10 protein-coding genes are annotated in these 12,958 nt (G+C 45.1%); 2 read left to right on the top strand and 8 right to left on the bottom strand.

Annotated features, from left to right (window positions below):
* Positions 1-194 precede the first annotated feature (194 nt).
* The 6 genes from csrA to pncC all read right to left on the bottom strand — a co-directional run bounded on the left by csrA (position 195) and on the right by pncC (position 6,899).
* Positions 195-392, bottom strand: a complete 198-nt coding sequence (gene csrA / locus VME0621_RS10270) for a carbon storage regulator CsrA (protein WP_004415691.1) — start codon at positions 390-392, stop codon at positions 195-197.
* A 92-nt stretch (positions 393-484) separates the two neighbouring features.
* Positions 485-1,672, bottom strand: a complete 1,188-nt coding sequence (locus VME0621_RS10265; protein WP_062462237.1) for an aspartate kinase — start codon at positions 1,670-1,672, stop codon at positions 485-487.
* A gap of 218 nt (positions 1,673-1,890) precedes the next feature.
* Positions 1,891-4,476, bottom strand: a complete 2,586-nt coding sequence (alaS, locus tag VME0621_RS10260) for an alanine--tRNA ligase (protein ID WP_062462240.1) — start codon at positions 4,474-4,476, stop codon at positions 1,891-1,893.
* A 147-nt stretch (positions 4,477-4,623) separates the two neighbouring features.
* A complete protein-coding gene (gene recX / locus VME0621_RS10255; RefSeq protein ID WP_038228916.1) occupies positions 4,624-5,088 on the bottom strand; it encodes a recombination regulator RecX in 465 nt (154 codons plus the stop codon).
* Positions 5,089-5,163: 75 nt separating this feature from the next.
* Entirely contained in the window at positions 5,164-6,201 is a 1,038-nt protein-coding gene (gene recA, locus VME0621_RS10250; RefSeq protein ID WP_006073329.1) for a recombinase RecA, read from the bottom strand.
* A 197-nt stretch (positions 6,202-6,398) separates the two neighbouring features.
* Complete coding sequence (gene pncC, locus VME0621_RS10245) at positions 6,399-6,899, bottom strand: nicotinamide-nucleotide amidase (RefSeq protein WP_062462243.1); 501 nt, start codon at positions 6,897-6,899, stop codon at positions 6,399-6,401.
* Positions 6,900-7,034: 135 nt separating this feature from the next.
* Here pncC and mutS point away from each other — a divergent pair, with 135 nt between their 5' ends.
* The gene (mutS, locus tag VME0621_RS10240; RefSeq protein WP_062462246.1) at positions 7,035-9,596 is read left to right on the top strand and encodes a DNA mismatch repair protein MutS; all 2,562 of its coding nucleotides are present in this window, start codon (positions 7,035-7,037) and stop codon (positions 9,594-9,596) included.
* Positions 9,597-9,727: 131 nt separating this feature from the next.
* Here the strand turns inward: mutS and VME0621_RS10235 are convergent, their stop codons facing one another.
* Complete coding sequence (locus tag VME0621_RS10235) at positions 9,728-10,528, bottom strand: glycosyl hydrolase 2 galactose-binding domain-containing protein (RefSeq protein ID WP_062462249.1); 801 nt, start codon at positions 10,526-10,528, stop codon at positions 9,728-9,730.
* A 120-nt stretch (positions 10,529-10,648) separates the two neighbouring features.
* Positions 10,649-11,065, bottom strand: coding sequence for a ribonuclease E inhibitor RraB (rraB, locus tag VME0621_RS10230; protein ID WP_006073319.1), 417 nt, complete (start codon positions 11,063-11,065; stop codon positions 10,649-10,651).
* Positions 11,066-11,628: 563 nt separating this feature from the next.
* Between rraB and arcA the strand changes: the two genes are divergently transcribed.
* Positions 11,629-12,849, top strand: a complete 1,221-nt coding sequence (arcA, locus tag VME0621_RS10225) for an arginine deiminase (protein ID WP_006073318.1) — start codon at positions 11,629-11,631, stop codon at positions 12,847-12,849.
* The last annotated feature ends 109 nt before the right edge of the window (positions 12,850-12,958 follow it).

Below are 12,958 nucleotides of genomic sequence, written 5' to 3'. Positions count from 1 at the left end.
ATATTACGATTTACCAAAAATAAGTCAAACATTTTCTTGGTAAAATTAGGAAAAAACAGACTAAGCGTTGGCAAATTAACCAAACCACCATTTAATCGTAGCTTTCCTACACAAAATCCGACTTAGTGCCTCTATTAAGCGACGAATTTTGTGCAACAAAAAGGCCGGCATAACGCCAGCCCTCTCAGTTTGGATTAGTAGTTGCCTGAAGCAACGTTACCATTTCCTTTTTCCGCCTGAATGCGCATGTAAATTTCTTCACGATGCACTGAAACTTCTTTGGGAGCGTTAACACCAATGCGAACTTGGTTACCTTTAACACCTAGTACAGTAACAGTGACTTCATCACCAATCATCAACGTTTCGCCAACACGGCGAGTCAGAATCAGCATTCTTTGCTCCTTGAGTATTCTCTAATTATCTTGCTACGAAACTTATTATCCAACAAAAGTTATATTTTCGTAAACTATCTTATGAAAAGTATTTACCCCAAATGTACCTGTTTTTCTTCTCTCATAACGGATTCACTGGTGATAATGTAGTTATCATGCAGTACGTTAGCCGCTTTGTCGATAGCTCCCGGTTCCATTACTAACGTAATTGAGTGCTTATCCTCACAAAAGTGTAGAACAGATATGTCTGATAAGTTGAGAAGTTGTTGATATTGTGATGCTTGCGCCTTTGCATCGGCGCCAACAAGCGTCAATAACGCAACCTCTTGAGTCGCTACCACTTTCTCATCAATAACCAGTCGAAGCTTATCGCAACACTCTTGGCCCACTAACAATTGCTTGTAGGTGGAATCTGTCACCCAATGGCAATCATCAACCCCTAGCATTTGGCGCTGTTTATCAACGATATCAGCGTGCTCTGCCATCATACATAGAGCCATTATTTGTTTTCGTATTGCTAAGCCGCTAATTCCAGGCCTCGATTCCATGCCAGCTACTAAGGTCCCTTCGCCCGGTTCGAAACTCGACAACACACGAAGCGGCACTTGATGTTTCCATGCATAAGCAACACAAGGCAAATGTAAGACTTTCGCCCCTTTGTGTGCCATTTCATGCATGGTAGGAAAATCAATGGTATCAAGCCTTTCTGCTTTACTGACAATTCTTGGGTCGCAACTGTAAACGCCATCAACGTCTGTGAATATCTGACACTCTTGAGCTTCAAGCGCTCCGGCTAACGCGACCGCCGTCGTATCAGAGCCACCTCGACCTAGAGTCGTAATGTCACCAATTTCATTCACGCCTTGAAAGCCCGCCACAATGACAATTTTGTCCTGAGCCAAATAGTCATCAATCACACTGGTATCAATACTACTAATCGTTGCGTTGTTGTGGTTGTTGTTAGTGGTAATTCTTGCCTGTCCGCCAGTGAGAGAAACCGCAGCGTGTCCAAGTTTACTTAACGTCATGGATAGCAATGCCATAGAAATTTGCTCACCGGCAGATAACAAGACATCCAGTTCACGAACATTGGGTACTTTGTCGATCTGTTTAGCCAGATCAACCAATCGATTGGTTTCTCCTGACATCGCAGATACGACAACAACAACTTGTTTGCCCGACGCTTTAGCTCGAATTACGTGCTCTGCAACATTGTGAATGCGTTCTACAGAGCCAACAGAAGTTCCACCGAACTTTTGCACGATTAGTGGTCTTTTCACCAGTCTTCACCTTCCCAAGACAACTTTACGTTGTCGATTTTTGAAATTACGGCCAATTTAGCCGCTCCCTTATATTAAGCGACGTCCACACGCACACTTATTAAATCAGCTCTTCAGCAGAGTATTATGCAATTCGTACTTTAAATGCACCGAGACCAAAAGCAACAATGCCCAATCAACGTACATTGATTGGGCATTTTATGATGTCGATTAAAGAGTTATAGACGCTCTTCTAACCAGCTACGAATCGATTTTAACGCTTCAGGTAGCGCTTCAACATCAGAGCCCCCTGCTTGCGCCATATCAGGACGACCACCGCCCTTACCGCCAACTTGCTCGGCAACCATCTTAACAAGGTCGCCTGCTTTTACTTTGCCTGTAAGGTCTTTCGTCACACCTGCAATCAAACCAATTTTGCCATCTGCTACGTTCGCAATAAACGCAATACCGCTGCCCATTTGGTTTTTCGCATTGTCCATCATAGTACGAAGGTTCTTGCTATCAGCACCTTCTAGAGCTGCAACAAGAACTTGCGTACCCGCAATCTCTTCTACTTTGCCCATAATGTTGGCACTTTCAACCGCTGCAAGTTTATCTTTCAGTTGCTGAATCTCTTTTTCTAATGACTTAGCTTTACTTGCCGCATCAGTTAGTTTCTCTTCATATTGAGAAGCTTGAGCTTCGATAGCGTCTAGTGCCGCTTCACCAGTGACGGCTTCGATACGACGAATACCAGCAGCAATACCACCTTCCGATGTAATCTTGAACAGACCAATATCACCTGTATTGCTTGCGTGAATACCACCACAAAGCTCAGTTGAGAAGTCACCCATAGATAGAACACGAACTTCGTCATCGTACTTCTCACCAAACAGAGCCATCGCTCCTTTGGCTTTCGCTGATTCGATATCCATCACGTTAGTTTCAATAACGTGGTTAGTGCGAATCTGCGCGTTAACCAGACGTTCAACTTCTTTGATCTCTGCTTTCGTCATCGCTTCTAAGTGAGAGAAGTCGAAACGTAAGTTATCAGGCTTCACCAAAGAACCTTTCTGTGTAACGTGCTCACCAAGTACTTGGCGCAGTGCAGCGTGCAACAAGTGAGTTGCAGAGTGATTCAATGAAATAGCAGCACGACGCTGTGCATCAACAATCGCCTCGACTTCATCACCTTTTGCTAGAACACCTTCGACAAGCTCACCATGGTGTGCAATCGCGTTGCCCAGTTTTTGGGTATCTTCTACTTTGAATAGACCTGCCGCTGTTTTCAGTACACCTGCATCACCACACTGACCACCTGACTCTGCATAGAACGGCGTTTGTTCTAGCACCACAATTGCTTTGTCGCCCGCTGATAGCGCATCAACTTCTGCGCCTTCAACAAACATAGCAGCAACAGAACTTGAACCTTCTGTGCCTGTGTAACCGCAGAATTCAGTGTCGGTATCGACTTTAATCGCAGCATTGTAGTCCGTGCCAAACTGACCGGCTTCACGAGCACGCTGACGCTGTGCTTCCATCGCTTTCTCAAAGCCTTCTTCATCGATAGTAAACTCACGTTCACGAGCCACATCGTTAGTTAGATCTGCTGGGAAGCCGTAAGTGTCATAGAGCTTGAATACTGTCTCGCCATCAAGAACCTTTTCATCACCAAGGTTATCAAGAGCTTCTGTCAGGATTGTCATACCACGTTCAAGAGTACGCCCGAAGTTCTCTTCCTCGATGCGAAGTACTTTTTCAACAACGGCTTGTTGCTTCTTAAGTTCTTCGCCCGCACTCCCCATAACAGAGGCAAGAGTACCAACAAGCTTGTGGAAGAATGCACCTTGCGCACCGAGCTTGTTACCGTGACGAACTGCACGGCGAATGATACGACGTAGTACGTAACCACGACCTTCGTTAGATGGCATCACACCGTCAACGATTAGGAATGAACATGAACGGATATGATCTGCAATTACACGTAGAGATTGGTTTGATAAATCTTGGTAACCAATAACTTCAGCTGCTGCTTTGATCAATGTTTGGAACACATCGATTTCGTAGTTTGAGTGAACGCCTTGCATGATGGCAGAAATACGCTCAATACCCATACCAGTATCAACCGATGGTTTAGGTAGCGGTTCCATAGTACCGTCTGCATGACGGTTGAACTGCATAAATACGTTGTTCCAGATCTCGATGAATCGGTCACCATCTTCTTCAGGAGTACCAGGACGACCACCCCAGATGTGCTCACCGTGATCATAGAAAATTTCTGTACATGGACCACAAGGACCAGTATCACCCATTTGCCAGAAGTTGTCTGACTCGTATGGCTTGCCGCCTTTCTTGTCGCCAATGCGAACAATGCGATCCGCTGGCACGCCAATTTGCTTGTTCCAGATTTCAAACGCTTCATCGTCGGTTTCATAAACCGTTACAAGTAGGCGATCTTTTGGCAGTTTCAACGTTTCTGTTAAGAACTCCCAAGCAAAGCTGATAGCATCTTCTTTGAAGTAGTCACCAAAGCTGAAGTTACCCAGCATCTCAAAGAAAGTATGGTGACGAGCAGTGAAGCCAACGTTCTCAAGGTCGTTGTGCTTACCACCAGCGCGAACACAACGCTGGGCCGTAGTGGCACGAGTGTAGTTACGCTTTTCTAAGCCAAGGAAACAGTCTTTAAACTGGTTCATACCGGCGTTGGTGAAAAGCAGAGTTGGGTCATCGTGTGGAACCAACGATGAACTGTCTACGATTTGGTGCCCTTTGCTCTCAAAGAACTTAAGGAACGCGTTGCGAACCTCGTCTGTGCTCATGTACATGCAGCTCTTCCTGAAATAATTCGAGTTAGATTTTGGGGACGTATTGTAACCCCATGAGTAAGGATTCGCCTAGTATTCTGGTAAAAAAGGCAGGAAACTGGAAGAAATTAGAGATTAATCGCGTTAGGACAAGTGGTTGCAGGTGAACTAAGGATTCTCAAGAGCATTTAGTGCATAGTTAATCTGTTCAAATGTGTAACCTCGATACTGCAAAAAGCGCACTTGTTTGGCGTATTCTTTCGGATCTTTTGATTTTCCGAGTCGAAACTTTTTCTCCGCCGTTGTTTTAGCCAACTCAAACCAGTCCACTTGCTCCTCTAACATCGCTTCATCAACGACAGAATCTGAGACGCGCTTTTGGTTTAATTCTTGGCGAATTCTACGCTCACCATGACCCTTGTATACATGCTGACGAATTTGGCTCTTGGCAAAACGCAAGTCATCCAAATAGCGACAATCACGACAAAAATCTAACGCCGCTTCTACTTCAGATTCTTCGTAGCCTTTAAAAGCAAGTTTTTGATAAAGCTCATACTCACCATGATCTCGACGACTCAACAATTGAATCGCGGCTTCTTTCGCTGACAATGATGGTGGTTTTCGTTGAAACATAGTCACTCGACGAACAAAGTACAGATACAACAAAGCCCTGCTCTGCAGGGCTTATCTCAATGAGGTTGTTAACGCTTACAACTCTTCAGCTGGCGCTTCACCTTGCTCTGGAGCTTCTTCCAGTGCTGGTGTTAGTAGCATTTCACGAAGCTTCGCATCAATCGTTTGTGCCGCTTCTGGGTTTTCGCGAAGGAATTTACATGCGTTCGCTTTACCTTGACCAATCTTATCGCCGTTGTAGCTGTACCATGCACCCGCTTTTTCAACAAGCTTGTGCTTAACGCCTAGGTCAATAAGCTCGCCATAACGGTTGAAACCTTGGCCGTATAGAATTTGAGTCTCAGCTTGTTTAAATGGTGCTGCAATCTTGTTCTTAACAACTTTGATGCGAGTTTCGTTACCAACAACCTCGTCACCTTCTTTGATAGAACCAGTACGACGAATATCAAGACGAACAGACGCGTAGAACTTAAGTGCGTTACCACCTGTTGTCGTTTCTGGGTTACCAAACATAACACCAATCTTCATACGGATTTGGTTGATGAAGATACACATACAGTTAGACTGCTTAAGGTTACCAGTTAGCTTGCGCATCGCTTGAGAAAGCATACGCGCTTGAAGACCCATGTGGCTATCGCCCATTTCACCTTCAATCTCTGCTTTTGGCGTTAGAGCCGCAACAGAGTCGACTACCATCACGTCAATAGCACCAGAGCGTGCTAGTGCATCACAGATTTCTAGAGCTTGCTCACCTGTATCTGGTTGAGAGACAAGTAACGAATCAATATCAACACCAAGCTTCTTCGCGTAGATTGGGTCTAGGGCATGTTCTGCATCGATAAACGCACATGTTTTACCTTGCTTCTGTGCCGCGGCAATACACTCTAGCGTTAACGTTGTTTTACCTGATGATTCAGGACCGTAGATTTCTACGATACGACCCATAGGAAGACCACCAGCACCTAGAGCGATATCTAGAGAAAGTGAACCTGTTGAAATGGTTTCAACGTCCATGGTGCGGTTATCACCAAGGCGCATAATCGAGCCTTTACCAAATTGCTTTTCAATCTGACCTAATGCAGCGGCTAACGCCTTTTGTTTATTCTCGTCCATTACTTTCTCCACAACTATCCTTTACGGATATAGGCTCTACGCAAGTTACTTGCTTTGGCAGTTTTCTAATTAGTGAGCGATGCATAAAAGCATCGCGATATGGTTTTATTATACTGTTGATTCATACAGTGTCTATACCTGTATGAAAATTTTTCCGACACAAACAGCAAATCGTTGATGCCGCGAGTGTTATTTTGTTAACAGTAAGGCTCGTCTTCCAATACGTGACGATACAATATCAATAGCGCATGCATTACAGCTTGCTGACGTACTGCGGCTCGGTCACCTTCAAACAAACAGGTTTCGACCTTGAGCCAACCTTGTTGTGAAGCCCACGCAAAGCAAACGGTTCCTACCGGTTTGTCTTCACTCCCCCCTCCAGGACCAGCAATTCCACTAATGGCAACGCTAAGCGTCCCTTTAGAATGCTGCAGCGCACCCTGTGCCATTTCAACAACAACGGCTTCACTCACCGCTCCATTCTGTCCAAGGGTTTCAGTTGCGACGCCAAGCATATCGATTTTTGCGTCGTTGCTGTAAGTAACAAATGCTCGATCAAACCACGCAGAGCTACCAGCAATATCAGTGATTGCCGTCGCCACACCGCCACCAGTACAAGACTCCGCGGTCACAAGGATATGATTTTTCTGTTCGAGTAACGCGCCTAGGTTGAAACTTAACTCTTCAATAGTGTTCATCTAGCAAACTCCTAAACAACTCAATGTTTGACAACGACCCCAAGCCATAGAGCCACTTTTTTATATTCCCTTTTCGCTCACGTCGGTTTCACGTATCCTAAGCAGCAATTGAAACAAGCAGCTAAAGATGTGACAGTGAAAGCGGAACAAAAACATACGCCAATGATGCAGCAATATCTGAAACTCAAAGCCGAGAATCCAGATATCCTGCTTTTCTACCGAATGGGTGATTTTTACGAGCTCTTTTATGACGACGCGAAACGTGCGTCTCAACTGCTCGATATTTCTCTAACCAAACGGGGCGCATCCGCGGGCGAGCCTATTCCAATGGCCGGTGTCCCTTTCCATGCCGTGGAAGGCTACTTAGCAAAACTGGTTCAACTGGGCGAATCTGTCGCTATCTGCGAGCAAGTTGGCGACCCTGCTACCAGTAAAGGTCCAGTAGAGCGTCGCGTGGTTCGAATTGTCACGCCAGGAACCGTTTCAGATGAAGCCTTACTATCGGAACGATTGGATAACCTAATTGCCGCAATCTACCACCAAAACGGTAAATTTGGCTATGCCACGCTAGATATTACCTCAGGTCGCTTTCAACTTTGTGAACCTAGTACCGAAGAAGCGATGTTGGCAGAACTGCAACGCACGGCACCTAAAGAGTTGTTATTCCCTGAGGATTTTGAACCCGTTGAACTGATGGCTAACCGCAATGGTAATCGCCGTCGTCCAATTTGGGAGTTTGAGATTGATACGGCAAGGCAGCAACTGAATCAGCAGTTTGGTACCAAAGATCTTATTGGGTTTGGGGTCGAGAAATGCGAACTTGGACTCTGCGCTGCAGGTTGTTTAATTCAGTATGTTAAAGATACTCAGCGCACGGCTCTACCACACATCCGTTCATTGACGCTAGTGAGCCAAGACCAATCTGTAGTACTTGATGCAGCCACGCGTCGCAACCTTGAGCTAACTCAGAATTTGTCGGGCGGACAAGACAACACGTTAGCCGAAGTCTTGGATCACACCGCAACAGCAATGGGTAGCCGAATGCTGAAGCGCTGGATCCATCAACCGATGCGCTGTATTAAGACTTTGAACTATCGCCTTGATGCTATCTCAGAACTCAAACAAGATGCGTTGTATACCGAGCTTTCGCCTACGTTGAAACAAATTGGTGATATCGAGCGTATCTTGGCACGTTTGGCACTTCGCTCTGCAAGGCCACGAGATATGGCTCGATTACGCAGTGCTCTGAACCTCTTGCCCGAGCTGGCACTAAGTCTTGAAACCGTTGCTCACCCATACTTGCTGCAACTGGCTCAATACTCCGCACCTATTGACAGCATGGCAGAACTGCTTGAGCGCGCTATCAAAGAAAACCCACCCGTAGTAATTCGCGATGGTGGCGTCATTGCTGATGGCTACAATGCCGAATTGGACGAGTGGCGTGATTTAGCTAATGGTGCGACGGCTTACCTTGAGAAACTGGAGCATGATGAACGAGATCGCCACGGTATCGACACCCTGAAGGTTGGTTACAACAATGTACACGGCTTCTACATTCAAGTCAGTCGCGGTCAAAGTCACCTAGTACCACCGCACTATGTGCGCCGCCAAACCTTGAAGAATGCCGAACGCTATATTATTCCAGAGTTAAAAGAGCATGAAGATAAAGTGCTTAACTCTAAGTCTAAAGCGTTGGCAATTGAGAAGAAGCTATGGGAAGAGCTGTTTGATTTGTTGCTGCCACAGTTGGAGCAACTGCAAAATCTAGCTTCAGCGCTATCGCAATTAGACGTTTTGCAAAACCTAGCTGAGCGTGCTGAAAGTCTCGATTATTGTCGCCCAGTCCTCAGTGACAATGCCGGTATTCTGATTCAAGGTGGCCGCCACCCTGTCGTTGAACAGGTGATGGATGAGCCATTCATTGCCAACCCTATCTCGCTCAACCCAGAGCGAAAAATGTTAATCATTACCGGTCCGAATATGGGTGGTAAGTCGACCTATATGCGCCAAACGGCACTGATTGCACTGATGGCTCACATTGGCTCTTATGTCCCTGCAGAGTCCGCTGAAATCGGTTCACTGGATCGCATCTTTACGCGTATTGGGGCATCCGATGATCTTGCCTCTGGTCGTTCTACGTTCATGGTCGAGATGACCGAAACGGCAAACATCTTACACAATGCGACAGAAAACAGCTTGGTGTTAATGGATGAAATCGGCCGTGGTACCAGCACCTATGACGGTCTATCGCTAGCGTGGGCAAGTGCTGAATGGCTAGCGACCAAAGTTGGCGCTATGACCTTGTTTGCGACCCACTATTTTGAACTGACCGAAATGCCAAACCAGCTACCACATCTCGCTAACGTTCACCTTGATGCGGTAGAGCATGGTGACTCCATCGCCTTTATGCACGCGGTTCAAGAAGGAGCGGCGAGTAAATCCTACGGCCTTGCTGTCGCCGGATTGGCCGGTGTACCAAAAGCGGTCATAAAGAATGCGAGACAAAAACTCACTCAGTTGGAACAATTAGGTCAAAAGCCAACGACCAACGATTCTCCACAAGTCGACATTGCCAATCAGTTGAGTTTGATTCCAGAGCCAAGCGAAGTTGAAGAAGCTCTGGCACAAATCGACCCCGACGATCTAACACCGAGACAGGCATTGGAAGAGCTATATCGTCTGAAACGTTTGTTATAGAAGTAACGACTTGCTCTCTTGTTGAGATTTTTAGCAAGAGAGCAAACTTGATTATGCACTCATAATTGTCATAACTAGCAATGTTGAATGCCAGATAACAAATAAGACTATATCGCTACATAACTTCATAGCTACATAGCTACATGAGTCACGCAAAGTGATTGACTTAACGCCACACCAAATTCCTGCACTTGCCCATCTAAATTTACTATCAGACTGTACAAGTCATCTGGATTAGGCTGACTCGGATCAGCATATTTAGGTGCTTCAACCTGAAACAGAGCCGATGCTTGATGTGCTCGAACATCAATAGGCAAATGTAATGTCATACCGTTAAATCTGACTGACGCTGATACTAAACCTGCACGGTAGGTACGATAATGAAGGTCGACTTTAAACTCACAGCCACCACCATGGTGCCAGATCTGTTCCATTGCTACATGCTCTAACCTAACATGTGGAATAAATTGCAAATAAGGCATTTGCCATACACCGATACGTGTCTCGGTTGCAGGTTTGGTAACAGATAAAGAACACTGCGGCGCTTCATCAAGATCAATCAACAAGTCTTCTTCATCATACTCTAAGAACAAGATTTCAATGCGATTGGGTCCCTGTTGTAAATGGGCTCTTACTTCGCGACGATACGTCGCTTCACTGCCATCACAATCCAACACTGCACGACCATTAATACGAATTTCTGCATAATGCTCAACACCACCGACCACCAAATCGACCGCCGGATTCTGCAACTCTTCTTCCGTTAACTCAAAGTCATGCATGAGGTGCCATTCTTGGTTGGCAATCATTTCTTCGGTAAGCTCTGAAGGTAAGACCTGACTTAAAGCGCCTGGGAAAGAGAGATCATCTTGAGGTATAGAGAGATCAGTAAGTGGGGACAGCTGCCATAGGCCAGCCAAATTCTTTTTCATGGTGTGAATTGACCTAGATCATATTTAGCGCAGTATAATCAAATCCGTTATCGAAAGATAGTTGAACCCACCAGATAGCAAAAAGGCCAGCTAAGCTGGCCTTTCAACAACAATTAAGGCTTACTCTTCGTCGCCTTCATCTTCATCGGTATAAAGAGCATCTTCGCCCTCGTAGTATGTACCCCAACCGTCATAGATGATGTCGTACTTCTCAGCTAAGTGCACTAGCTTTTCAACTTGTGCGTCAATTTGCTCTGCATTCAGAGTCGATTCCATTGTCGCGTCGCAGCACAACAGTTTGTTACCGTCTTCGTCTTCGGTCTCTTCCGCTTCTAGCACTTCGAAGCCCATTTTGAACGCTTCAACAACCGCCTTCTCTAGACGATCGAAATCTTCAGCAAACAGGTGGTGTTCGATCTCATACAATGCCTCTGGATCACTTCCATCTTCAATTAAGGCCTGAATGATATCGCGAGTTTCTTCCTTTTGAATTTCGATCAAATCTTCAACGGACATATACTCATCTTGTTGAGACATAAAGTGCTCCAGCTATAAATAGGTTATCGGCATGAATGATACGAGAAGTCAGCTGAAATCGAAAGATCAATCCGAGATCTTTCCTGACTATTTTTCAGTTATCGAACTCAAACCGAGCAAGATCGAGATCACAGAAACATAATTTTAACATTTCATTACTTACCTCTGATTTCAGCATAAACTTAGACAAAAGCCATAGCTAATCAGCAACAATCGCCCAGAAAGGTTATGAGGCAATTTTGCATATCAAACACTCTATTCTTAAGTTTGACCTGGTTTTGCTTTAGTCACAATACCCAATATTTTCTGCAAATTTTCGTTTTTTTATGCAAATATCACTCATGAATATTGTATTGAAACTGCTCAAGAGGCCTGCATACTCAAGCAAGAATTCACAGAAACTAGCACAACTCTCTCATAAAAACTTTATCTGCATTTCTCTACTTAAATCCACAATATCACTGCAATTTTAAGCTTTCGCAGTAACAAACACTGACATTTTGACTTGCATCTTGATAACAAGCTTGTCATAAATAGCGCAATCAAAACTGAAAGGAATCACAATGAGTAAGTTGTACGTTGGGTCGGAAGTAGGCCAGTTACGCCGTGTATTGTTAAACCGTCCAGAACGCGCCCTAACCCACCTCACGCCATCAAACTGCCATGAACTACTGTTTGATGATGTACTGGCTGTAGAAGCCGCTGGTGAAGAGCATGACGCTTTTGCCAATACATTACGCAGCCAAGATGTGGAAGTACTGCTGCTTCACGATTTATTAGTAGAGACTCTTGCCGTCCCTGAAGCGAAGGAATGGCTTCTCGAAACGCAGATTTCTGATTTCCGTTATGGTCCTATCTTCGCTAACGAACTTCGTAACTATCTGACAGAAATGGACGACGAGCACTTAGCAACTATTTTGTTGGGCGGCCTCGCATACTCTGAGCTACCAATCAAAACCCCTTCTATATTACAAAAGATGAGTAAGCCGCTTGATTTTGTCATTGAGCCACTGCCAAACCACCTTTTCACCCGTGATACCTCTTGCTGGGTGTATGGTGGCGTATCGTTGAACCCAATGATGAAGCCCGCTCGTCAACGCGAGACAAATCATCTAAGAGCTATTTATCGCTGGCATCCAACCTTCGCAGGTCAAGACTTCATTAAATATTTCGGCGATGAAGATCTTCATTATGATAACGCCAACATCGAGGGCGGTGACGTTCTTGTTATTGGTAAAGGTGCTGTATTAATTGGTATCTCTGAGCGCACCACCCCACAGGGCGTGGAAAACTTGGCGGCGAATCTATTTAAATCCGGACAAGCGTCTCAGGTCATTGCCATTGACCTTCCGAAACATCGCTCTTGCATGCATCTTGATACCGTTATGACTCATATGGACGTGGATACCTTCTCAGTGTACCCAGAGATCATCAACGACAAACTGGATACTTGGCGTCTAACCGCCGACAGTAAAGGCCAAATGCAAGTTGAAAAATTACCTAACTATCTTAAAGCCCTAGAAAGTGCGCTTAACGTTGATCAATTGAAGATCATCACTACGGGTGGTGATAACTACGAAGCAGAACGTGAGCAATGGAATGATGCTAACAATGTGCTCACCGTCAAACCCGGTGTCGTTATCGGCTACGAGAGAAATGTGTATACTAATGAAAAGTATGACAAAGCGGGCATTCAGGTCCTAACCATCCCAGGTAATGAGCTAGGACGTGGTCGGGGCGGAGCCCGTTGTATGAGCTGTCCAATCGAACGAGATGGCATATAAACATAATTATTTATCAAACGCCCCTATTAGGGGCTTTTTTTGCATTAAATTAAAATATTTATTCACAATAAAAGAATTTTTATGTATAAATAAACCAAGAAACTAAATA

It is taken from the genome of Vibrio mediterranei, from assembly GCF_900088415.1.
GTDB lineage: Bacteria > Pseudomonadota > Gammaproteobacteria > Enterobacterales > Vibrionaceae > Vibrio > Vibrio mediterranei.
This window is presented reverse-complemented; position numbering and strand designations above follow the sequence as displayed.